The 24,113-nt window shown below is 45.3% G+C and carries 21 protein-coding genes; 13 read left to right on the top strand and 8 right to left on the bottom strand.

From position 1 onward, the window contains the following. Nucleotides 1–99: 99 nt before the first annotated feature. The 3 genes from hemN to OS145_RS00660 all read right to left on the bottom strand — a co-directional run bounded on the left by hemN (nucleotide 100) and on the right by OS145_RS00660 (nucleotide 2,488). Nucleotides 100–1,455: an oxygen-independent coproporphyrinogen III oxidase gene (hemN, locus tag OS145_RS00670; protein ID WP_006953963.1), complete on the bottom strand. Its 1,356-nt coding sequence runs from the start codon at nucleotides 1,453–1,455 to the stop codon at nucleotides 100–102. A gap of 99 nt (nucleotides 1,456–1,554) precedes the next feature. Further along, nucleotides 1,555–1,941, bottom strand: a complete 387-nt coding sequence (locus tag OS145_RS00665) for a YbaN family protein (RefSeq protein ID WP_006953962.1) — start codon at nucleotides 1,939–1,941, stop codon at nucleotides 1,555–1,557. Between the two features lie 64 nt (nucleotides 1,942–2,005). After that, nucleotides 2,006–2,488 (bottom strand): magnetosome magnetite crystal formation protein family, encoded by a 483-nt coding sequence (locus OS145_RS00660; RefSeq protein WP_006953961.1) that lies wholly within the window; start codon nucleotides 2,486–2,488, stop codon nucleotides 2,006–2,008. 92 nt (nucleotides 2,489–2,580) lie between these two features. On the opposite strand from OS145_RS00660, the gene OS145_RS00655 reads away from it, so the two are divergent. Genes OS145_RS00655 through OS145_RS00630 form a run of 6 tightly spaced genes read left to right on the top strand, consistent with a single transcriptional unit; the run spans nucleotide 2,581 to nucleotide 10,716 of the window. Further along, complete coding sequence (locus OS145_RS00655) at nucleotides 2,581–5,262, top strand: M14 family zinc carboxypeptidase (protein WP_006953960.1); 2,682 nt, start codon at nucleotides 2,581–2,583, stop codon at nucleotides 5,260–5,262. Nucleotides 5,263–5,280: 18 nt separating this feature from the next. Continuing rightward, complete coding sequence (locus OS145_RS00650) at nucleotides 5,281–6,312, top strand: GGDEF domain-containing protein (protein WP_006953959.1); 1,032 nt, start codon at nucleotides 5,281–5,283, stop codon at nucleotides 6,310–6,312. Continuing rightward, on the top strand, nucleotides 6,312–6,965 hold the full coding sequence (locus OS145_RS00645; protein WP_006953958.1) for a potassium channel family protein: 654 nt from the start codon (nucleotides 6,312–6,314) through the stop codon (nucleotides 6,963–6,965). Before OS145_RS00650 ends, OS145_RS00645 begins: the two co-directional genes overlap by 1 nt. A 1-nt stretch (nucleotide 6,966) precedes the next feature. After that, a complete protein-coding gene (locus OS145_RS00640) occupies nucleotides 6,967–8,337 on the top strand; it encodes a TrkH family potassium uptake protein (RefSeq protein ID WP_006953957.1) in 1,371 nt (456 codons plus the stop codon). Between the two features lie 29 nt (nucleotides 8,338–8,366). Continuing rightward, nucleotides 8,367–10,259 (top strand): methyl-accepting chemotaxis protein, encoded by a 1,893-nt coding sequence (locus OS145_RS00635; protein WP_006953956.1) that lies wholly within the window; start codon nucleotides 8,367–8,369, stop codon nucleotides 10,257–10,259. A gap of 19 nt (nucleotides 10,260–10,278) precedes the next feature. Then, nucleotides 10,279–10,716 (top strand): DUF4399 domain-containing protein, encoded by a 438-nt coding sequence (locus tag OS145_RS00630; protein WP_006953955.1) that lies wholly within the window; start codon nucleotides 10,279–10,281, stop codon nucleotides 10,714–10,716. On the opposite strand, the gene dinB is transcribed toward OS145_RS00630, so the two are convergent. Continuing rightward, complete coding sequence (dinB, locus tag OS145_RS00625) at nucleotides 10,713–11,774, bottom strand: DNA polymerase IV (protein WP_242603635.1); 1,062 nt, start codon at nucleotides 11,772–11,774, stop codon at nucleotides 10,713–10,715. The two genes, OS145_RS00630 and dinB, sit on opposite strands and share 4 nt — an antisense overlap. A gap of 143 nt (nucleotides 11,775–11,917) precedes the next feature. Between dinB and OS145_RS00620 the strand changes: the two genes are divergently transcribed. Both OS145_RS00620 and OS145_RS00615 read left to right on the top strand, forming a co-directional pair. Next, nucleotides 11,918–12,289 carry a c-type cytochrome gene (locus tag OS145_RS00620; RefSeq protein WP_083773210.1) on the top strand — a complete coding sequence of 124 codons (372 nt, stop codon included), beginning with the start codon at nucleotides 11,918–11,920 and terminating at the stop codon, nucleotides 12,287–12,289. A 194-nt stretch (nucleotides 12,290–12,483) separates the two neighbouring features. Continuing rightward, the gene (locus OS145_RS00615; protein ID WP_006953952.1) at nucleotides 12,484–15,084 is read left to right on the top strand and encodes a sensor domain-containing phosphodiesterase; all 2,601 of its coding nucleotides are present in this window, start codon (nucleotides 12,484–12,486) and stop codon (nucleotides 15,082–15,084) included. Here OS145_RS00615 and rep read toward each other — a convergent pair. Continuing rightward, complete coding sequence (gene rep / locus OS145_RS00610; protein WP_040487510.1) at nucleotides 15,081–17,102, bottom strand: DNA helicase Rep; 2,022 nt, start codon at nucleotides 17,100–17,102, stop codon at nucleotides 15,081–15,083. The two genes, OS145_RS00615 and rep, sit on opposite strands and share 4 nt — an antisense overlap. 95 nt (nucleotides 17,103–17,197) lie before the next feature. Between rep and OS145_RS00605 the strand changes: the two genes are divergently transcribed. From OS145_RS00605 to OS145_RS00595, 3 genes are all read left to right on the top strand, one after another. Continuing rightward, entirely contained in the window at nucleotides 17,198–17,449 is a 252-nt protein-coding gene (locus OS145_RS00605; protein WP_006953950.1) for an accessory factor UbiK family protein, read from the top strand. Nucleotides 17,450–17,463: 14 nt separating this feature from the next. Then, nucleotides 17,464–18,204 carry a ferredoxin--NADP reductase gene (locus tag OS145_RS00600; protein WP_006953949.1) on the top strand — a complete coding sequence of 247 codons (741 nt, stop codon included), beginning with the start codon at nucleotides 17,464–17,466 and terminating at the stop codon, nucleotides 18,202–18,204. 85 nt (nucleotides 18,205–18,289) lie between these two features. Further along, nucleotides 18,290–19,183 carry a magnesium chelatase domain-containing protein gene (locus OS145_RS00595; RefSeq protein WP_006953948.1) on the top strand — a complete coding sequence of 298 codons (894 nt, stop codon included), beginning with the start codon at nucleotides 18,290–18,292 and terminating at the stop codon, nucleotides 19,181–19,183. Nucleotides 19,184–19,333: 150 nt separating this feature from the next. On the opposite strand, the gene OS145_RS00590 is transcribed toward OS145_RS00595, so the two are convergent. From OS145_RS00590 to OS145_RS00580, 3 genes are all read right to left on the bottom strand, one after another. After that, on the bottom strand, nucleotides 19,334–20,041 hold the full coding sequence (locus tag OS145_RS00590) for an RES family NAD+ phosphorylase (protein WP_207328185.1): 708 nt from the start codon (nucleotides 20,039–20,041) through the stop codon (nucleotides 19,334–19,336). A 643-nt stretch (nucleotides 20,042–20,684) separates the two neighbouring features. Next, a complete protein-coding gene (locus OS145_RS00585) occupies nucleotides 20,685–21,719 on the bottom strand; it encodes a hypothetical protein (protein WP_006953946.1) in 1,035 nt (344 codons plus the stop codon). 224 nt (nucleotides 21,720–21,943) lie between these two features. Continuing rightward, on the bottom strand, nucleotides 21,944–22,861 hold the full coding sequence (locus tag OS145_RS00580) for a lipase family protein (RefSeq protein ID WP_242603631.1): 918 nt from the start codon (nucleotides 22,859–22,861) through the stop codon (nucleotides 21,944–21,946). A gap of 388 nt (nucleotides 22,862–23,249) precedes the next feature. On the opposite strand from OS145_RS00580, the gene OS145_RS00575 reads away from it, so the two are divergent. Together OS145_RS00575 and OS145_RS00570 are read left to right on the top strand one after the other, a co-directional pair. Next, complete coding sequence (locus tag OS145_RS00575; RefSeq protein WP_006953944.1) at nucleotides 23,250–23,513, top strand: DUF3892 domain-containing protein; 264 nt, start codon at nucleotides 23,250–23,252, stop codon at nucleotides 23,511–23,513. Between the two features lie 142 nt (nucleotides 23,514–23,655). Continuing rightward, on the top strand, nucleotides 23,656–24,009 hold the full coding sequence (locus tag OS145_RS00570; protein ID WP_006953943.1) for a hypothetical protein: 354 nt from the start codon (nucleotides 23,656–23,658) through the stop codon (nucleotides 24,007–24,009). Nucleotides 24,010–24,113 lie beyond the last annotated feature (104 nt).

Here is a 24,113-nt window from a genome sequence, read left to right as displayed (position 1 = left end):
GTTGATATAGATCAGTATTAATCGTGATGCAGAGCGTAGCAAAAGCCTGCTTTGCAAAACTTGATCTATATCAAGTTGGTTATAAATTATCCGCTATCCTTATATTACACGAGAATAACGCATTTGATGAATATTTAAATACTCATCGAAGCAGCTAGCAATTGTGCGTACAAGTAATTTGCCTGGGTTCGTGATAACCAAATGCTCTTCGGATAGCTTGACTAGCTCGTCATCAATAAATGGCTGTAGGCGCTGAAGCTCGTCGTGAAAGTGTTGAGAAAAGCTATTTAAAGACCACCGAGTCGAAAATTGTTGAAGATTGACTTCAAATTCACACAGTAATTGTTTTATCAGATCACCGCGAATTTTATCTTCAGTGGTCGAGTGATAACCTTTAACGATGGGCAACTTATTTTTGATAAGCGCATTATAGTAGCTTTTTAAATCTTTTTCATTTTGCCAGTAATGCCCATCAATATGAGAAATAGAAGATACACCGAGCCCAAGTACTGCACTCTGATCCTTAGTGACATACCCTTGGAAGTTACGTGTGAGTCTTCCCTCTCGCTGCGCAATCGCCAGTTTGTCGTTGGGTTTTGCAAAATGGTCCATACCGATGAATTGATAATCCAGTCCTGTCAGGTGTTCGATGGCCTGTTTAAATAAACCTAACTTTTGCGCTGCCTTAGGTAACCAGCTCTCTTTTATTTTGCGCTGTGCTGCGAATCGCTCGGGTAAGTGAGCATAGTTAAATAGCGATATGCGGTCGGGACTTAGGCGTTCAACTAAAGCCAGTGTATGTGCGAAACGGGCTTCTGTTTGCAGAGGCAGTCCATAGATTAGGTCAAAGCTAATCGACTCAAATCCGAGTGAGCGAGCATGATTGACTTGGTCAGCAACAAGCTCGTAAGACTGCGTACGATGGATAGCGACTTGAACATCATTATCGAAATCTTGAATGCCGAAGCTTAAGCGGTTAAAACCTAGCGCCCTTAAGACACTGAGCTTATCATTATCACATTGGCGTGGATCGACTTCGATACTCAGTTCATCTATTGCTTGATTTGAACTGACGTCTTTAATTAACGCCATTAAACGTCTTAGTTGTGGCGTGTTCAAAAAGGTTGGCGTGCCGCCTCCCAAGTGCACACTGGCGATATCCTTTTTAGCGAGCACACTGCGATATAACTCTAACTCAGTGCCAAGCGCATCAAGGTATTCGTCTGCTTTATATTGATGTCGAGTAATCACTTTATTACAACCACAGTAATAACAAAGTGAAGCGCAAAACGGTAGATGGATATAGAGCGAGATCGGCTTTTGATACTTGGCAACGACGTTTTGACAAGTCGCCGTATTAACGGACTCATGAAAGCTTAACGCGGTTGGATAAGACGTATATCTCGGTCCGTTAATATTGTACTTTTTTAACCAGTTCCATTCCCAGTGTTGCATACTGCACCTCTCGTTCTATCAATACGATGGCAGTTTAGCAGTTAAGTGTGGTGGGTTTAGACTCACCCTTGATTTGCATCAAGGGTGGTTTAAAAACGTTCAAACATGCTCTTTAGACTCTTTATATTCATCAAGGCACGCGAGCCATACAGCAACAACAAGTAAGATACTTCCCACAGTAATGCGCAGCCACATGGGTAACGGTATAAACCAAGAAATAAGATATCCACTTGCCATCATAAGGATGGCAATAATCTTATTGCGACGCCGTATTTGTCGATGTTCGCGCCAGGCAATCAGATCAGGGCCGTATTTAGGATGGTTTAACAGCCAAGTTTCCAGTTGTGGCCAGCCTTTACTGGCGGCCCATAAAGCGACAATAAGGAATGGCACCGTGGGCATGACCGGCAACGCAAGGCCGATGATGCCCAACAAGACAAATAAAATAGCAATACAACGCCAGACTGTGATGTACATCCACTTCATGGTAAACGCTCTATTTTTACGGTAGCCCGAGTTTACGCAAAAGGGGCTACTAACACCAGTAGCGCTACTTCATGAAACGAATGGCCAATGGGTAGTCTTTGATAATGCCTTCTTTAGCATTTTTAGCGCCAAGAATGACGAATATGATTGAAAGCAACCCAAGAATGACGATGGGAATAAAAGTGAGTCCTAACGTGAACACTGCAAGCACTAAAAGTACGCTGGTATATATAGTAATACTTAGCAGCCAGTTGAAAATGACCTTACCGTGAGCATCGATATAAGGATCTTCTCGCTTCATTATCCACATAATCATGGGGGCTAGTAATCCGATTAGTGGAAGAATAAAAGTAGCGAACTGAGACAGGTGCATAAAAAATGCGTAGGTTTTTTCATCTTCAGTTAATTTTCGCAGATCATCGAATTCAGATTTGGAAGAGAGTTCGCTCTCACGACTCAGCTTCTCACGTTGCCGCTGATACTCTTCCTCTGAAATAGAACCTTCGTCTTTTAACTGATTGAGCACTCTTAATTTTTCATAATCCATAATTTGTCCATCTGATTGGAAAACGAGATATTAAATATCTATCCAATACGTAAAAAAGTCGGTAAGCTTATTGCTTAAAAAAGGTACGGAAAATGCTTAAACTGATTCGCTTATCACGTCCTAAACGACCCTTAATATGCGCGCTAATTTGGGCCTGCTCATTCGCTACGCCGGCGTTTTTGAATGCAAAACCAGTGTTCAATCAGTATCAACAGTCTGTGCCTACTGTCAAGGACACATTGGGTTACGAAATGGGCGCAAGAATTTCGTCACCTGACGCTATTTATAAGTATTTCCAAACTCTAAGCGAGCGCTATAGCGAGCGTGTGCGCTTAATAGAATATGGCCGGTCATGGGAAGATCGTCCATTGTACTTCGTTGCTGTATCGGCACCTCACCATATTGCACAGTTAGATAAATACTCCCAACGAATGGCAGCGTTCGGTGATCCGCGCAAAACCTCTGCTCGTGAAGCAGAACAGTTAATGAATAAGCTCCCAAGTAGTGTTTGGTTATCTTACGGCGTACATGGAAACGAGATATCGTCTCCTGAGGCCGCAATGATGACGCTGTATCATCTTTTAGCCGATACATCAGACGAAACAAAAAATTGGTTAGAGAACACTGTGGTATTTATCGATCCGCTACAAAACCCAGACGGCAGAGCGCGTTTTGTGAGTCGCTATTATGCCACCGTTGGGCTTACTCATGATGCCGATCGACGGAGCGCGGAACACAATGAACCTTGGCCGCAAGGACGCTCAAACCACTACTTATTTGATCTCAACCGTGATTGGATTGCGTTGACGCAACCAGAAATAAAAGGGCAAGTTGCAGCGCTTAAAGAGTTTCCACCGCTACTTTTTGTCGACTTGCATGAGATGGGGGGTGACTCAAGCTACTACTTTACGCCCGAGGCGCGACCTTACAACCCCTACATTACCGAGTCGCAACGCGAGATTTTACATTGGGTGGGAAGAAATAATGCGAAATGGTTTGATAACGCTGGCTACGATTATTACACGCGAGAAATTTTTGATGCCTTTTATCCGGGGTATGGTGCGAGTTGGCCGCTATACTCCGGTTCAGTAGCGATGACCTACGAAATGGCATCAGCGCGAGGACATACGTTCGCGCGCAAAGACGGAACTACGTTGACTTATTTAGACGGTGTTGAACGCCATTTCACAAGCAGCTTAGCTACTATTCAAACTGCTAGCGAGCGTCGTGAAGCATTGTTAAGAAGATATCGTGACTATCGAGTCAGTGCCGTGAATGAAGGGCGCGAAAGTGAGCAACGTACGTTAATTATTGCAGACTCCAAAAACGTTGCCGGACAACAGCGATTAGCGTCGTTATTGCAAGAGCACGGTATCGAGGTCACGCGTAACTCTAACGCCATTGATGCCTGTGGTAACCAATACCCAGAGGGAAGCTACTTTATCGATATGGCACAGCCGAATTACCGCCTCATTCGGGTTTTGCTAGACGAACAGATTAATATGGCGGGCGATTTTATCGAGCAGCAACAGCAGCGCAAGGCGAACTTATTGGCTGATCAAATATATGATGTCACCGGTTGGTCGTTGCCGTTGATGTTTAACGTCAATATCAGCGCTTGCGATGAGGTCGTACGCGTGCCAACAGCTCAGGAAAGAATTGAGCCGATTAAGCCGGGCACTGTCCATAATCTAGAGGCTCGTGTTGCCTTTTTGGTGCGGTCAGGAGATACGAATAGTAGTCGATTTATCGCCTCAGCGCTCCGCGCAGGCGTGAACCTAAAACAAAGTGAATTGTCATTTACGCATGAAAAAGCAGGCACTTTTGCTGCCGGCAGTGTGATTGTAACTCGCGCTGATAATCAGCGGAGCGATCTCCCGTCGGTGCTAACGCGTTTAGCTCGAGAGACAGGTGTCGATATCGTAGGTGTCGATAGCAGCTGGATCGTTAAAGGACCCAATTTTGGCTCCGAGAATGTGCAATCATTGGCAGCGCCAACTATCGCTATGGCGTGGGATGAGCCTGTTTCTTCATTAAGCGCGGGTCACACGCGCTTTGTCATTGAGCGACAAATCGGCTATCCCGTGATGGCGATTCGTACAACGCAACTGGTTCAGTCTGATCTGGCCGGGATCGATGTATTGGTCATGCCGGAGAGTCAAGCGAGTTATTCAAGCTACTTCTCAACCGCTAGTGTGGAGAAATTACGTCGTTGGGTTGAGCACGGAGGTGTTCTCATTACCTTGGGGAGCGCCACAGGCTGGGCGGTAGAGGCGAACTTACTATCGACCCACATGGAGTATGCGGCTGACTCAGCTACCCCAGCAATGAATGAAGAGGAGACTCTGCAGGCAGCGCAGCTGATTGAATCAGAAAGCCAACTGAAGGAAGTAGTGAAGGCGTCCGATAAACGCCCTGATTACGTTCCCGGTGCGCTGGTGCGAGTCAAGGTTGACCAGAATCACTGGCTAACCGCTGGCGTTCAGCGCGATCTCGTGGCAACGTTCACTGGGGATCAGGTCTTCGCTCCTTTGAGTATCGACGATGGGCGCAACTTAGCCTGGTTCGCCCAACAAGAGGAAGTGCTTGCAAGCGGTTTATTGTGGCCGGAAATAAAGCGACAGATTCCATTTAAGCCACAGTTAATGGTTGAACCCATGGGCGATGGAATGCTCATAGCCTATGCGCAATCACCGACTTACCGTGCTTACATGGATGGTTGGATACCTATTTTGACAAATAGTTTGTTTTTAGCGCCTGCAAAAACGCACTAATAGAGGACATGTTTTAGCATGGATTTAAACAAGGTCAGTGAAACGCCGAGTGATTCAGCTGAGGACGTTGTTAGTCAATTTACTGGGAAGGTTGCCCATCGGATATATTGGGGTGCGTTCTTAGTCACTTTACCACTGACGGTTATTCAGGCACTTGAGGGTAAGTGGCTCATGCTGGCATGGCTATGTGCTTTCTTGTGTTACACAGCTTTTACTGCATTGCGCGTAAAGAAAATGAGTAAGCGCCGTGGGCGCCACATTATTTTTATTACGTTATTGTGCGCCGCAGTGATGTACTCGACACTCGTTAATGGTATCCACGGTCTACTGTGGGCGTATCCGGTGATGGCTTCGATTGCTTTTTTGCTTGCGTGGAAATTAGCTATTGTAGTGACCGTGGTATTCGTCACACTGTTGACCGCTGTCAGCGTTTATACCATAGAACCTGATGTTGCTTGGCGCGCTTTAGTCTCTTTATTGGTGCTGATGATCCTCACCTTAACCTTGGTTAGATTATTGACTCGTATGCAACGTCACTTTACCGAGTTGGCGGTGACGGATACTTTAACGGGAGTCTATAACCGTAAGCAATTACAAACTGATCTTGAACATCTCGTGGCGCTAAAAAAGCGGCATGGTCGACCTATTTCAGCGGCACTATGTGATATTGACTACTTCAAAGAGGTGAATGATAAATACGGTCACTTTGATGGAGATAGGCTACTAATCCAGGCAGCGCAGCTGATTAAATCAAGTTTTAGGGCGTCTGATAAAGTATTCAGAGTGGGTGGTGAGGAGTTTGTTATATTAATGCCAGATACCGATCTCGAGGGTGCCACCCGAGCAGCGGAAAAGTTGCGTGCGACATTTTCAGCAAATCACTTTGAGTTGAAAGAAGACCCCGTCAATATGACGATATCGATTGGGGTCAGTGAACTTGAGAGTGAAGAGAATTGGCTGGCATGGCTAGAGCGTGCTGATAAGTTGCTTTATCATGCAAAAGACATGGGACGAAACCAAGTCCGTAATACGGTGCAGGAGATAACGTAATGGCGCAGTTTGGTGTGGTCGGTTTAGGGCGTTTTGGTGCACGGACCTCTTTAGAATTACTTAATTTAGGACATGAAGTCATCGGTGTTGATTCGGATGAGAAACGTGTCGATGCGTTGGCTGATCAATTAACACATGCCGCTATCGCCGATGTCACCGATGAACAAGCGTTGCGCGAATTAAACCTTGAAAGCTGTGACACGGTATTGGTTGCTATTGGTGAAGATCTGCAAGCTAGTTTGCTGACCGTCCTGCATTTGAAAAGCATCGGCGTTGAGACAATTTGGGCCAAAGCGACCTCAAAAGAACATCACCAAATACTTTCTAAGCTCGGTGTTTCAAGAATCGTCCACCCGGAAGAGGAAATGGGTATTCGTGTCGCGCAATCGCTAAACTATCCAATGGTTAACGAATACATGTCGCTGGGTCACAACTGGTTTTGTGTTGAGATCGCAGTGAGCGAAAACTTAGAGGGTAAAACAATCAACGATATTCTACCCGATGATGTTGATAATTTTCATGTCCTACTACTTAAACGTCGTGATGAAGTGCATGCAAGTCCTGACTTCACGAGTGAGTTACAGGGAAATGAGACAATGGTCATTGCGGGTAGCTTAAAAGCGCTCAAATCAATGGCTCCGAAGTTGAAATAATATGAAGTTGTGGAAGCCGTCACTCGCCTTTTTATATAAAACTTCTGCGCGAACCCAAAGCAAAGCGCTTAAAGCAAGCCCGCCCGTGGTGCTTGCTTCGGGCTTTGCTGTATTGATTCTCTTAGGCACTTTTGCGCTCAAACTACCCTTTGCTACGGTTGTCCCTATTACTTGGTTACAAGCGGTGTTTACGGCAACGTCGGCGGTAACGGTAACAGGCTTGGTTGTAGCAGATACGGGGGGCGATTTTACGCTCTTCGGTACCAGTGTTATCGCAGTCTTAATTCAATTAGGCGGCATTGGCTTTATGACTTTTGCGATTCTGGCGGTGTCGTCGCTCGGCGGAAAAATATCAATTCAGCAGCGTTTGCTTGCCAAGGAAGCGATGAATCAAACCAGTCTTATGAATATCGTTAAAACGGCAAAAGCCGTATTAATACTCGCTGTGATTTGTGAGTTGGTAGCGGCTATTGCTTTGACGTTGTTATGGTGGCCTGAAATGCCACTTTTGAAAGCCTTTGGGCATGGTCTCTTCTACGCGATCTCTGCCTTTAATAATGCGGGTTTTGGGCTCTCACCCGATAGCTTGATTCCTTATGCGAGCAATGTGCCTATTAACCTCATTATCTCATGCTTGTTTATTATCGGCGGACTCGGGTTTTCGGTCATTACCAACATGTATGAAGGAAGACGCTGGCGCAATTTTTCGGTATACACAAAAAGTATCCTGATTACCACGCTCGTTATTAACCTCGTATCAATGTTCGTGATTTATGGGCTTGAGCATAATAACCCCCAGACCTTGGGGGGGTTATCAAACGTTGGGCAGTGGACGGCTGCTTGGTTTCAAGCCGTGACCCCACGGACCGCGGGTTTTAATAGTGTGGATATTGGTGCATTAACCGATGTAAGCGCTGTATATATGCTTTTGCTGATGTTTATTGGTGGTGGCTCCATGAGTACTGCGGGCGGCATAAAATTAGGCACCTTCATTATTTTAATGCTCGCTACCTACACCTTTATTCGCCGTAGAGAGCATGTCACATTGATGGAACGTTCGATCTCTCAAGAAGCGGTAATGAAAGCGCTCGCGGTGACGATGGTGACCATCGCAATGCTATTTATTGGTATATTTGTGCTAATGATTCTGAACAATCTGCCGTTTATAGATATAGCGTTTGAAGTTTTATCGGCTTCTGCAACCGTTGGGTTGTCCAGAGGAGTCACTGATCAGCTAACCCCGCTGAGTCAATGCATTATTATGCTTTTGATGTTTGCGGGACGCGTTGGACCATTGACTTTAGTTTATTTTTTAACAACCCCAAATAAAAGAAGAATTCGTTATCCACAAACCACAATTCAGGTCGGTTAGCGTGAAGTGGTGTTGAGAGATAGTAAAACATGTTGAAATCATTGAAGTTTACTCAAAAAGTTATTATTGCTGCATCGGCAATACTGGTGTTGGTGCTCGGTATTTTTACGGCTACAAACTTTTGGCAGATGTCAGACCAGATACGCGAGGACCTGCGTACCCAGATAAATGCAATGTCCGACTCGGTATCAAACAATATTGCTCAGTGGCTGAATGACCGCATGCGGATAATTCAAGCGTCAGCGCAGTCTTATGACGCTTCTGATGATACGCAAGCAGCGTTACGTAAAGTCCAACAAGCAAAGCGATCGGGCGATTTCAAAAATGTTTACTATGGTCTGACGGACGGTCAGTTTATTCTTGATGACACAACAATTGACTTACCAGATGATTATGACGCGCGACAACGACCTTGGTATCAATTAGCGGTTAAGCAACAGCAGCCGACTTATACACAACCTTATATTGATGTAACCACCAACGAACTGACTATTTCTGCCGTTGTTCCAATGAAAGAGAACGGGCGTTTAGTGGGGGTAGCGGGTGGCGATATGATGCTCGATACTGTATCCGGGATTGTTAATAACACCGATTTTATGGGCTTGGGATTTGCCTTTTTGGTGAATAAAGAGGGTAAAATTTTAAGTCATCCAGTAACTGAAAATGTCGATAAGACGATTACGCAATACTTAGGCAAGGATGCGCGAATTACTAAAGATCTCGTTGATTATCAAATTAACGATCGCGAATTCATGCTCACTTTTCAGCCTGTTGAAGGAATTGATGGCGTAGATTGGTACCTTGCTGTAGCAATAGACAGTGAGAAAGCGTACGCCGACGTTGAATCGTTTGCATGGTCAGCGCTGATCTATCTGGTGATTGGTATTGTTGCCGTCATCCTACTTCTTAATGCGTTGTTATCGGTTCTGCTGAAGCCGTTACGTCAACTCAACTATGCAGTAACTGACTTGGCACGAGGTGAGGGCGATTTAACCCAGCGTATCTCGGTGACGAGTCACGATGAATTCGGTGTGGTTGCGTCTCGCATGAATGAATTTATCGAAAAAATTCAGTACGCGATTATGGATGTTCGTAAAGCGTCCCATCAGCTGGAAACTAATGTTCAGCAAATGGTGTCAGCAAATAGAGACTCAGTATCACTCGGTGATGAACAGTCCGAGCGCACCAATACGGTCGTGACTGCAATCAATGAATTAGGCGCCAGTTCAAGTGAAATATCCACAAGCGCGGGAAGTGCATCAGAGCAAGCAACGAGAGCAACAGAAATATCGGTTTCGGCACGTGAGGCTTTGAAGTTTAATATGCAGCAGATTACGACGCTCTCGCGCCGGATGAAAGAGTCGGTTGATGCCATTCATAGCTTAGACGAGAACACACAAAATATTGGTAAGATTGTCGAAGTTATCATGGGTATAACCGAGCAAACCAATTTGCTTGCACTGAATGCAGCGATAGAGGCTGCACGAGCGGGAGAAGCAGGGCGTGGCTTTGCTGTTGTTGCTGATGAAGTACGTAGCTTAGCTCAGCGCACGTCGCAGTCGGCTGGCGAAATTGAGACGATGATCTCGCAAGTCCGAGAGGGTACCCGTAAAGTGGTCGATATCATTAATGATAGTCAAGAAACCAGTGAGGCCTGTGTAGCAAGCGCCGATGAATCTACACGCCACATGAGCGAAATTGATCAAGTCATTGCACAAATTGATGATATGAATCATTCTGTTGCTTCTGCGACACAGCAGCAAAGCCAAGTGATTCGCTCGCTGGACCGTGATGTGACTGATATCAATGAAATGAATGAGCGTAGCCAGCACAACTTGAAGAAAACGCATCAGGCATGTCAATCATTGAAAGGTGAATTTGATCGTTTAGAGTCCTTGGTCAGTAAGTTTAAATTGTCGTAACTAATTTAGGAGAAGGATTATGAAGCGCGCATGGTTAATTGGTGCTCTAGCAATGTTCGGTAGCACTGTCGTTGCGACGGCACAAGCTCAAGAGATGGCGCAGAGCCAAGCACCGAAAGATGCTCATGCCTATATTATATCGCCACAAGATGGAGAAGTTGTAAATTCTTCCTTTAAGGTTAAATTTGGCTTATCAGGCATGGGTGTCGCGCCCGCTGGCGTTGATGTGAAGAATACTGGACACCATCATTTGTTAGTGGATATGGATTCGTTACCACCAATGGATCAGCCGATGGGCGGTGATATCATCCATTTTGGTGGCGGTCAGACAGAGACAACGCTAACGCTTGAGCCGGGTGAACATACTTTACAAATTATTCTTGGTGATAAGAATCACGTTCCCCACAACCCAGCTGTTGTTTCGAAGAAAATCACCATCACTGTAAAAGCTGACTAATCGAGCTCAAGCTCGAGTTGAGTTTGTTGATTGGGATCAGGCAGCGTTACGCTGATTCCAATCAACCTTACATGTTTTCCCGCGCCCCGTTGCCATGCCTCTTCAGCCAACTGATAATACAAACTGGGTGACACAAACCCGTGCCCTTTTGAAACGGTCGTCTGGTTGAAATCTGAAAACTTTAATTTCAGCGTTTGAGTCTTGATAGGCTGTTCGCGCCAATGGTCAATTTTGAGTCGTTTCTTTAACTGTGGCAGTAACTGTTGTTGTATATAATCTTGTACAGTACGGAGTTGCTGTATATCGGCTGGTAACGTTTGTTCAACGCCGACGCTTTTACGAATTCGGTCGACAGTCACAGGGCGTGGGTCGATACCTTGGCAACGTTGAAAGAGCAACCAACCTGCTTTTTCCCCTAGTATTTGTTGTAGCTGCTCAGTGCTTGCGGCCTGTATGTGGTGCCCGTGTGTAAATCCATATCGCGCAAGGGTTGCTTGGCTTTTCGGTCCCACGCCAGGGACACGTTTAAGCGGCAAAACGGCTAAATAATCAAATACGTTTTCTGGGGGCACCACCTTTTGCCCATTGGGTTTATTGTCGTCACTAGCAATTTTCGCAACCATTTTTTGATTAGAAATGCCCGCAGAACCGGTAATTCCGAGTTGACTGATTTCTCTCCTAATCGCCTCAACGGTAAGACTAGCGCTGCCCTTGAAAGCATCATTTTCAGTCAGGTCGAGATAAAACTCATCGATTGATGCAGGTTCAACCAGCGGCGTGTAGCGAGCGAGTATGTCGCGGACTTGATAGGATAGCGCTTTATACTCGGCAAAGTTGGGTTTTACAAAAACAAGCTGGGGACATAGTTGGCGCGCTCGATGCCCCGACATGGCGCTGTGCACGCCAAAGCGACGGGCGATATAATTGGCCGTAGCCACCACGCCACGGTCGCCCCCGCCACCGACAGCAAAGGGACGATTTTGTAGGCTTGGGTCGCGTAACACTTCAACCGCCGCGAAGAAAGCGTCAAGATCAAGTAACGCAATTTTACGAGTCACTTCTTTCAAGTGTTTATCCTTTGAGCTTTTGTGGGTATAATCTCCTAGCACTGGGTATAGTGTACCAGCCAGATTCTTAGGAGACACTCGTGAAACGATTGACGACACTTGCACTTAAAGGCCTTTCATTTGGCTTGGCCGCCATGATTAGTTTTGGTGCCTCTGCCGCTGTTCAAGATGGCATGTCTAAGGACGCCATTGCAAAACGTATTGAGCCGATTGGTAAAGTCCGAGTAGCAGGCGAAAGCGCAGCTAACGAGGCCGCGGCGAGTGGACCTCGCTCAGGCGAAGCAGTATTCGGTCAGTATTGCACAGCGTGTCATACGGCAGGTGTGATGGGCGCCCCAAAAATCAATAACGCAGATGATTGGAAGCCGCGTCTAGCGCAAGGTATGGACACTGTCTTAAAACACGCAATTAATGGTTACAATGCGATGCCGCCGAAAGGGACGTGTGCTGATTGTTCTGAAGATGAAATCAAAGCTGCTATTGAATACATGACAGCTGAAATCTGATTATTACAGCGTGCCTCAAAGGCAGAATATGAGCCATCGCAAATCGCGGTGGCTTTTTTGTATATATAAGCGGCAATTTCTTGCAACCCACTGGTTATAGTTTATACTTTACGTTTGTTAATAATTATAACAAGCCAATAAGAAAAACAATAAACAACTATAATTAGAAGTGATGGGTAGGGAGTCCCCGCAGCATGCCGGCAACGAATAGCCCGAATGATAATCAGACGGCGCTTGCTAAAGAAAATCAAAAGCTGACTAAGGTCATTGGACGCCTAAAGCGGCTTACGTATAGTTATCGCTCAGCAGAAGTCGTGCAGAAGGCGCTCTTTCGTATTTCTGAGCTTGCTGCGTCCGCACGCAGCATGGATAACTTCTACCAATCTGTGCATGCCATCATTGGCGAGCTAATGTACGCTCGCAACTTCTACGTTTGTTTTTATGAACCCGATAAAAAGGTTGTCAACTTTGCCTACTTCGTAGATGAACTCGACGAAAAGCAAGTGATCGAACAAATGCCTATGGAGTCCTTGGCACGCGGCTTAACGGGCTATGTAATGCGAACGGGTCAATCACTTCTTTGTCCTCCAGCAGTATTTAAAGAACTTATTCAGCAAAATGAAGTTGAGGAAATGGGGTCTGCCCCAATCGATTGGCTTGGCGTCCCGCTGATATCCGGTAACAGCGTGATTGGCGCGATGGTTGTACAGAGTTATCACGATAACCACCGCTATGATGAGAGTGACAAAGATCTCCTTACATTTGTATCCCAACATGTTGTTAATGCGCTTGAACGGCTTAAACAAAAGGAAATTTTACAAAAGGAAATAGCCCATCAAACGGCTGAGCTGCGTCATGCCAATGAAAGCCTCATGAAAGAAATAACCGTTCGAGAAAAGGTCGAGCAACAAACCTCAGTGTTATTTGCAATCTCAGAGCTGACCAACACATCGGAAGACATGGTTACTTTCTACGAAGCGCTACATAAGCAAATTGCGACACTGATTCATGCGGACAATTTTTATGTCGCGCTCGTGTCCACAGACAAAAAGTATATTCGCTTTCCTTACCATAAAGATGAACGAGACAATAAGGCCGAACGGCGGCGAATCGGAAAAGGACTGACTGAGTACGTCATGCGCAAGGCGGAGCCTGCATTCATTGACGCAGAACAACGTGCTCTGCTGACCCAAAATGGCGAAATTAATTTAACCGAAGATACAGGTATTGTTGCAAAGCAGTGGCTAGGAAGCCCGTTAGTCCTCGATGGCAAGGTGTTTGGCGTGATTGCCGTACAAACGTACGATGAGGAGTTTTTCTATAAGCACGAGGATCTTGAGTTACTTAACTTTGTCTCTCAACATGTCGCGGTAGCAATCGAACGTCGTCGAGCGAACGAAGAAATCCAACGGGTTAATCAATTCCTCGAGAAAAAAGTTGAGGAACGCACGGAAGAACTTGTTTCCGAGATCGAGCGCCGTAAAAAAATCGAAGCCCGACTGTTTCATGATGCGCACCACGATAATTTAACAGGGTTACCGAATCGCGCCTTATTTACCGAGAGTTTGCAACAAGCGCTTGCTCACCAGAGGCGTCATCCAGAACACTTCTTTGCGGTCTTATTTTTAGACCTAGATCGCTTCAAAAATATCAATGATACGCTGGGACACTCGGCAGGTGATGAATTCTTACTCGATGTGAGTAAACGCATTCAAACTTGTGTTCGAGAGAATGATTTAGTTGCCCGACTTGGGGGCGACGAATTTGTTATTTTACTCGATACGATGTCTTCGGTCGATGATGCGCGTGAAATCGCTAAACGTATTATCTCGAGTTTGAATGCTCCATTTATATTAAACGGACATGAACATTATTCGGGCGCCAGTATTGGCATTGCTATTTGTGATGACTCTCAGGATTCTGTTGAACGTTTGCTGAGAGATGCAGATGCGGCAATGTACGAAGCTAAATCACAGGGTCGTGGTCGTTATGTGGTGTTCGATAATACCATGCACCGTACATTGGTTGAGTCGGTAAAACGCGAGCGCGCGTTGCGTCATGCCCGAATCGACCAAGATTTCTTCGTTGAGTTTGAAGCCATTGCAGATATTTCGGGTCGTCACAAACATGCATCAGAAGCTTTTCTGCGATGGAATATCGAAAACAATCGGGTAAAGACTTCGGATTATCTCGCTCTCGCTGAAAAAACAGGTTTGATCGTTAAGTTAGACCAATATCTGTTAAAGCGTTGCTGCGAGCACTTATTGAATACGGAGGTTGAAGCTGAACGTATTCATTTAAATCTCTCTGTGCGGCACTTGCTTAAATCCGGTTACATACGGCAGTTGCTCAATATCGTCGAGCGCTACAAGGTCAACCCAGCGCAGCTGGTTTTAGAGTTTTCAGAAACAGCGTTAACCCAAAACGATAAACGCTCGGTGGCGAGTTTACGACGGTTATCTCAGGCGGGTTTCAAATTGGTTATTGATCACTTTGGTCGGGGCGCCGGACCACTACAATTTTTATACAATTACCCGTTCTCTAAGCTTAAACTCGACCAAGACTATGTGCAGCGGCTTGAAACGAGTACTCGTGCTCGAGCAATGTTGCGTCACGTTGCCACACTGTGTGATGAGTTAGAAATTGAACTTTATGCAGCCGGGGTGAAAAATGAATCTTTGGCGAACATTCTCTGTGAATTAGGCGTAGAGTTTGGCCAAGGTAACTATGTCACAAAACGACTCAGGTCGCTGGAATCCAAGGCACCTAGCAAAGCTAACGGCACGCTAAGTTAAGAGGGTTTGTTGAGTGCGTTTTTAAGCATTTCTAAACCGCGCTGCCGGGTTGTTTCACGCTCTTCCTCACTCGGTTTATGTTTGTCGTGCTCCCAAGAAATATCATCTTGCGGAAGTTCCAACAAAAAACGGCTCGGTTGAGGTTGAAATACCTCGCCAAACTGACGCCGCTCTTTTGCTAGAGTAAACACTAAACGATGTTGAGCACGGGTAATTCCTACATACGCAAGTCGACGTTCCTCCTCAATATCATCACCCTCAATACTACTTTGATGGGGAAGCAAGCCTTCTTCCATGCCGACCAGAAAAACAAAAGGAAATTCCAAGCCCTTGGATGCGTGTAATGTCATTAGCTGTACTTGATCAAACTGCTCGTCATCTTCATTTCGGGACATCATGTCGCGCAAACACAGCTTGGCGACTGCTTGCTCCAGTGATATTGGTTCGTATTCGTCGTTGCCCGCTAACATATCGGACACCCACTTATGCAACTCATACACGTTTTTAACGCGCATTTCCGCGGCCTTAGCGCTTGGGCTGGTTTCGAATAACCAGTCATCGTAGCCAATTTCCGCAAGCAGAATGCGCACAGCGACGGCAGCACTTTCGTTATGATCGGCTTCCCGCGCAGCGTTTTTAATCATCTGAGCAAAGGTATCAACCGCGTTAAAAGTCTGCGTATTCAGTAAGGTCTTCAAGTGAATCGAGTCGCAGGCTTCTAGCAGGCTACAGCCTAGCTGCTTAGACAGCTCACCGATGCGTTGCACCGTCTGCGGACCTATCCCTCGACGTGGCACATTTATTATGCGTAGGAACGCAGTATCATCAGCAGGGTTAACCAGTAGGCGTAGATACGCCATAATATCTTTGACTTCCGCCCGCGCAAAAAACGACTGTCCACCAGTAATTTTGTAAGGAATCCGGTTGTTCATCAGCGCCTTTTCGAACAAACGAGACTGATGGTTACCCCGATATAAAATCGCAAAATGATGATAAGGTGTTTTGCTTAAAAAGCGTTGCTTTACGATTTCGGCGACTACACGCTCCGCCTCATGTTCCTCGTTGCGGCCAAAAATAACCCGCAGGGATTCACCGTATTCTTTATCTGAAAATAATTTTTTCTCAAATACGTGAGGGTTATTTTCTATCAGAATATTCGCCGCTTTTAGAATACGACCGTGAGAGCGGTAATTTTGCTCCAACTTAACGACCTTCAAAGTAGGGAAGTCTTGCTGCAAAAGCGCTAGGTTTTGTGGTTGTGCGCCGCGCCATGAGTAAATTGATTGATCGTCGTCGCCAACTACAGTAAAGCGCGCACGCTCACCGACCAGTAGTTTGACCAAAAGGTACTGGCTCGTATTAGTGTCTTGGTACTCATCAACGAGTAAGTAGCGAAATTTCTTTTGCCAGCGAGCGCGAACGTGTTCGTTGCGTTGTAATAATTGACTCGGTAGGCGAATTAGATCATCGAAATCCACTGCATTGCATGCCAGCAAGTGTTTCTCGTATTGCGCAAAGACCGTAGCAAATTGTCGGTCATCTTCCGTCGAAGCCTCTTGCAACGCTTGCTCTGGCGATATCATGGCGTTTTTCCATTGACCGATACGGTGCTGACATTTTTGAATGACGGCTTTATCGCCTTCCCACGCATCTTCGGTAAGACCATTGAGCAGTGCATAGGTATCTTGATCATCGAACAAAGAAAATCCGGGCTTGAGACCGAGTGCGCTGAGCTCGCGTCGGATAATATTCAGACCGAGCGTGTGAAACGTGGATACTGTTAAGCCGCGTGCACCACCGGCCCCCATGGTTTGGTTGACACGCTCACGCATTTCGCGCGCGGCTTTATTGGTGAACGTAACCGCAGCGATTTGACGGGCAGTGTAAATATTTTCACGAATAAGATAAGCGATTTTTTCTGTAATTACGCGCGTTTTACCACTGCCTGCGCCCGCTAAAACGAGTAAAGGACCTTGCACATAGTGAACGGCTTGTCGCTGTCGATCGTTTAACATTATTAAGGCTCGGTTAGGAGTGGTACAATAAATCAAGAGCGGCGATTTTAGCGTACTTTTGTCTGAGCCCAAACGGTTAAATTAATTAAGGACCCCTTATGGACAACAAGACCATTGAAAACATTGCTAAACAAATTAGCGAAAGCATGCCATCTGGCGTTAAAGAGTTAGCCGGTAATGTTGAGCAGCGTGTTAAACAAACCTTGCAATCACAACTTTCTAAACTCGATCTCGTCACTCGCGAAGAGATGGATGTTCAGCAACAATTGTTGCTGCGTCTGCGAGAGCGTGTAGAGCAGTTAGAGCAGCAATTAGCTGAACAGAATAAGCAAGACGACACTCAAGAGTAAGGGTAAAGAGCACGATGATTCAATGGATTAGCGGTAAAGTCGTTGAGAACTTTCAATGGAGTGACAGTGTTTTTAGCCTACGCGTAATCACTGAATCATTTGACTTTAAAGCCGGTCAGTTTGTGCGACTCGGCTTAAATGTGGGTGGCGAGCAGGTTCTACGTGCGTATTCGGTCGCCAGTGCACCGCAAGAGTCTATTCTCGATTTTGTGATTGCAAAGGTCGAAGGTGGATTATTGAGCCCACTATTAGCAGAACTGAAGCCAGGCGATGAAGTCAATATCACTCAGCCGGCAGGGGGCTTTTTTACGCTGGATGAGGTACCCGATGGCGATGATCTGTGGATGCTCTCAACAGGCACGGGCATTGGCCCTTTTATTTCAATGTTGCGTACTGAGCAACCTTGGCGCCGGTTTAAACGCATCGTAATAGTGCAAGGTGTCCGCGAAGCGCAAGATCTGACGTATCGGGAATTTATTAATGAATGTCAGCAACGTTATCCTGGGCAGCTCGTGTACCAGCCGATCGTATCTCGCGAGGCGCTTCCGGAAGCATTGGCCGGTCGGATTCCGGACTTAATCGCGAGTAATGAATTACAAGAGGCCTGTGGTGTTCATTTTAACGAGCGTAGTCAGGTCATGCTATGTGGTAATCCCGATATGATACAAGCATCGCGTGAACAGTTAAAAGCGCTCGGTTTAGAGAAAAATACGCGCCGTAAACCCGGACAAGTAACCTCCGAGAATTATTGGTAATAGCTGCACCGACATGAAAGTCGGTACAAGCTGACATCGATGAACCTTGTTTAGGGCTATGCTCTCTCTATTTGCGAGAGAGAGTATGGCCACAGCAACTGTTTTCACCCGCGCCAGTATTGGTATTGAGGCTCCTGAAGTTCGCGTAGAAGTTGATCTCGCTCGTGGGTTACCGTCATTCACGATTGTTGGAATGCCTGCGACATCGGTAAGAGAAGCGAGGGATCGTGTTAAATCAGCGATTCTCAATGTAGGTCTCGAATTCCCCGCGGCAACGCGTATTATCGTCAACTTAGCTCCCGCTGAAATTCCCAAGCAGGGGGCTCGTTTCGACTTGGCGATAGCCGTAGGTATTCTTGCCGCCTCCGATCAGATTGATGCGGGTCAACTGGCTAAATTCGAATTTTATGGAGAGCTCGCTTTAGCAGGAAACACGCAAGCAGTGTCGGGCCTTATACCGGCATTAATAGCGGCTAAGCGTGCAGATCGCTCTGTTTTCGTTCCCTCTACTAATGTCGCCGAAGCGGGATATGCGGCGCAGCAAAATCACTTTTTAGTGCCCGATTTAGCTGCGCTGTTCGAACATTTGCAGGGACACAATCAACTCAACGCCGCAGAAAGCGATAAACCGTATTTATCGCAAGAAAACGATGTTGGCGATCTCGCGGATATTATCGGACAAACACAAGCGAAACGTGCTTTACTTATTGCTGCAGCAGGTCGCCATCACTTGCTCTTTGTTGGGCCGCCTGGGACTGGTAAAACAATGCTCGCGCAACGTTTTCTAACTATCCTACCCACCCCGACTCATAGTGAAGGTATGCAGATCGCATGTATTAAGTCATTGGTTGAGACACATCTTGCGCCACAACAACTGACTCAACGCAATTTGCGCATGCCTCATCATACATGCTCGGCAGCGGCATTGGTCGGTGGTGGCTTGTCAATTCGCATAATAGATTCTAAATTCGCAGAATAAACGCTACTATTAATTCACGAACGACAACTAACTGAGAGTCTGTCGTTATGGCGCTATAGGTTGTTTTAAAATAAGCTGTTAGCTTATCTTCTATTCCGCCCTTAACGTTGGGAGCGAATTTAATGACTTTCTTAGGTGTACTCATGAGTATCAATACTCGACTGGCCCGAAATGACCTTTGTAACCAATTTGGGTGAGTATGAGTCGATTGATACAGTCAACACTAACTACGCCTTTTTCTAGAGGGCGTCCAAACAAGGCCAAATTCTGAATTGTGAATGCCTCCGCATACTTGATCTTTCCTGAACTAAATCGGCGCAAGGAAAGACCGTAAGCAGTTTCAAAAGGATGACCGCCCGTACGAATTAGACTGAAAAACGAGGGGTAAATGACACCATCAAAACCAGCGCCTCTTGCCGCTAATGCGATAGCTCGGGAAATTTCATATGAATGAGATTTGGCAAGAAACAGCATATGTAACGCCATATCTAGACTTTCAAACTCAGTGCATTCCTCTTCAAGGACATGAGTCAAATCGAGAAGACGCAAATCTTTCTGAGTCACTATAGTAGCGACATAAATGTCGTCTTCTGCTGCAGCTCGGCACTCATGGATACAAACATCGATATCTTGGGAACCGTACATCACTTGAAGCTCTGTTGAACACAAGCGTCCATTTCCCGAATACTCAACCGGGGGAATGTCGCACTCTTCAGTATTCGCAGGCCGATCCGGATCAATACGAAGGCGATAAAACTTAGTACCTTTAGCGAGCACTGTTACTGGGTATTCCGTGAGCACTCGCTCTATAATCTGCGGCCTCATCTTAGGGGCTTGCAGGGCCTTTAGCGGCTCCATCTCACCAATCATCCAAAGTCGGGGTCCATAGTGAAAGAACCCGATCCTTGCTGCTTCTTCAATCAGCTTAATGTCATTTTCAAGCCATGAAGATGGGGAGATATCACTCTTACGATAGTGATGCTCATTGCATTGGATTACGGGCGCTGCGCCGTAATCACAGCGGATTGTCGTACCACTGTTACTTCCAACGGTTATTAAGACTGAACATCACTACCCAAGATTATTACATCGTTATGATGTAATGACCCCGGTTAAAAAATAGCCGACGAAAGTCGGCTATTACAATTTACGCCTAGTTATTTTTTTACAATAATCGGCCAAGCTTTATACTCATAGTTTCTCGCGTGCAATAGCTTTCCAGTCTCAGGCCTTACCAGATAGGGGCATGATGGGGGAGTGTTTTCGAATTCTGCCCTTACAATCAAACCGCCAAACTCTAGGGTACGTTGCCGCTAGGAGGATACAAAAAAGGCGCCTTAATGGCGCCTTCCTAAACTTGGATAATTGTTTGGGCTACATGCCCTTTACTTTACTCATCATAGTCTCTCTCCCCTCTCCAAGGTATGAAAAATACCTATCGAATGATTGGATTTTAGACCACTGTACCTATTTGTTCAATAGTACTACAACAAAAAAATCACTATTGCTCTGGCTCAGGGTTCTCAACTTCAATTGATATGCGAAATTCGTCATCATCAGGCTTGATGTTCTTGTAGACTAAATCAGGCTCGATCATTTCCCCGGGTTTCAGCCGGATACTTGACTCATCATGATTGGTACACTCAATCTTGATTCTTAGATCATACTCCGTGCTATTTACCATTTCAAATGAGTACTCCCTTGTGTAAAACGCCGGTGTTAGTCTCGTATCCTCCGTTATATCATCCCAACAACAATAACAGCTGGTCAACGTACCTACCTCTTCTCTACCTAACTTGATATTATATTTTTCATTAAATTCCTTCCCAGAGAAGCTTTGGCTACGAACTAATTCAACAGTTCCACTTGACGGTGTATCAAGATGAAAAAGATTTAAATTTCCCCATGGACTCTTCTTTTTAGCTGCTTCATCCCTAATAACATAGAACTCCCCAAAGTTTTCAGTTAAGTCGTGGTTATGGTGGATATTTACAAGTTTAGTAGTTGCGTTTACTTGGCTTTCAATCAGGCCGTCTTCTATATTTAAAATTATTACCTTGCGGTGAACACTACTTGCTATGCACGACAGTTCATTAACTTTGGTCTCTAAGTAACGCATGTGTGCTGAGCTTGGATCCACGTCCGGAAAAAAGTGATTTATTTTATTAGTTAACTTGTCATCTTTTGCTTCTCTTTTTGAGCTTATATAACTAATAAACCAAGCCATGATTCCTATAAATACAAAGAACCAATAATCTTGTTCTGCAGAAGAGTAGAAGGAAACGGTGTAAGATTCTTCGGATTTAGTAATACCTAACCCACTATACAGCCACTCAAAATCAGATAGGTAAACCCCGTTCATCACACCGAATAGCAACAAACCCAATCCATAAAGAATTGTTACAGCGAATAACGTAATAATCGTGTTTTCGATAATCCACGCGATTAATCTCTTTCTTCTACCCAGCCTATCTTTTTTTTTCTTTTTCGTGTCTGACTTCTTACTTTGACTCTTCATAAATAAATTACAACCCATAATTTTCAACCTTTAGTTTACATTACTTACTCTTCGGTACAGTAACCACTTGGTTTTCCTCACTAGAATCAACAGCGCTAACTGTTCTGACTTCAAAGTACGATGGTGGTTATTTATGAACTAGAATAAAGCTGATACTTTAAGGCAGCATTTCAATATCAACTTTATCCTTTTAGCTCAATGAGAGTAATAATCACTGGTTCGACACAATTTTAGTGATACGACTAATTTCTTCGTATGGCAATAAATGCCAATTTCGCCCGGTAAACGGACATGCTATGATCAGTGCCAAACTTCGTAAACGTAAACTGCTTTCTGAACCAACCTTTTAGGCGATAGAAAATATCAACGTGAGTCAATAGCCTTGCCTTTGAGTAGTCACCGCTTTTAACGTCTGTTAAAAATCGCATGTCACCGCCGTGAAGATAGCCGCCAAACTTTTCCCGTAAAAACGATTTCCATTTATCACCCACAGCCGGAGTAAATCCGACTAGCCAAGATATGGCCGTGATAGTAAAGCCTGGCGGTGGAACCATGGTTACTCCATCAGAAGAGTTTACAACACGGTATATGGGCGTCTTCATCGTCATTAACCAGTGGTCGTCGGACACCCGGGGTGCACCGTAGGTGTAACAAGCTGCATTACCGCCGGCATGCGTTATTCTCTTGGCTGCGATTGTTGCCAACGCACCGCCGAGAGAATGACCGGTTATGAACAAAGGAAGCTCAGGGAACGCGCTAAGTGATTGATTGATGTCCAGCTCGATTAAATTAAAGGCATCGTGAAAACCTGAATGAACCTTCCCCTCGGTAACGCATTTGGTTAAGTTTGCTCGAGCATCGGTTTTTATGTCTTTTAGCTGAGTAGGCTCTGTACCCCTGAAGGATAAAACCAGAAATTGATTGGTTTTGATAAGTATTGCCTGGCTGTCACCTGCGTTAAATGTCTTTATGAGCTCCGCTTCGAGTATAGTTAACTGCTCCTCGAGCAGCCGCTTCTCCTTTTCAGGGTCATACGCGAAGTTATCAATAGCCAACTGAACTACCGTTTTCAGCTTCCGCGTATCCTGCATGCTCTTGCCCAGCTCCTTCTCAATCGAGTTCCCCAGCCGGGAATTTATAATGGGTGGGTTAAACTTCATGTACGCCAACTCGGCAAAACAGGCCATTAACCACGCGGTTCGGTCACTGTAGGCTTTTCGGTGCATTGGAACACTTTTGCCTAGAAGTGTTTTAGCTTGGCTAAGCTCTGTACTGGTTTTTATTATTGGAGCTGACATAGGTATAATGTAAATAATCAAATTATGTTGTTTTTAGGTTAACATTGTTCTTGAGGAATTCCACTTCACGGATAAAAGTCAGGTTTAGTCACACCCTGATATTATTGCGGAGTGATGAACACATTAATTGACGTCAAGTGGCGCCGATACGTGTTAAAAGAAACCTTATTTCCAAAAAACTTGTTGCCTGGTTGATTAAGTCCAATTAAATACTAGCTTAAGTTTTGACCAACTCAATAAGGAGAAGAAAATGGCAAAACGACAAGTTAAGGCGACAAGGAAAGACGATGACGGTGATATCACGGCACTATGTAATGAGTGGCAAACATGGTCTCCTCGAAAAAAGGTTGATGCCATCAATGACATAGAGCATGGCATTCATGAATATTATGTGAAAGAAGTCGGCACCCAGGAAGTCGCGGTTAAAGTAAAATCTCGTGGCGGGAAAAAGTATTTAACCACTGAAGCGGATAGCAACAGCGGTAATAACTTGGATAACTTACCAAATTGCTGATTTTCATGAGGGTGGCTTGCCACCCTTTTGCAGTGGCGCACAAAAACTAATGCAAACTGAGTATTAACAAGCTGACACCTATTGCCGGAATGCTCAGCCCTAACGGCTATGGTGGAAAGGACACTAAATAAAAGGAGATTATATGCTCAAGGATTTGAGTGACGAGGTGTACGCAGAAGCGCTATCGATAGACGAAATCACTAGTAAAATACGAGCTCTTGATGATGCTGAGCGGGTAGAAGTTGAGCAAGCAATTGAGTTCGCAAAATCTGTTTTCCAAAAACAGCAAACGTCACTGGAACAATTCAATCGGTTGCCGCACTCAGAGAAAGTTGATTATTTGTCGGCCGTATCGTGTATGCGGGAGCATTATCAGAAAAATGAACAGTTTGCGCTTGTTATCGGGTTTCACTTCTTGTTTCACAAGCTCTTATCAACACTGTCTGTGACTCATGGAATTATTCATTCCGAACGAGGCATGATGCTGCATAGCTGAAAGGCTCCGGCTACACTGGTTGCCTAGCCAGGCCTGCGGAAACAACAATTCCGAAGGGCTCCGGTTGCTATGACAATTATCCATTTCGTTAAAGAGTGTTCAGC

This window comes from Idiomarina baltica OS145 (genome assembly GCF_000152885.1).
Lineage (GTDB): Bacteria > Pseudomonadota > Gammaproteobacteria > Enterobacterales > Alteromonadaceae > Idiomarina > Idiomarina baltica.
This window is presented reverse-complemented; position numbering and strand designations above follow the sequence as displayed.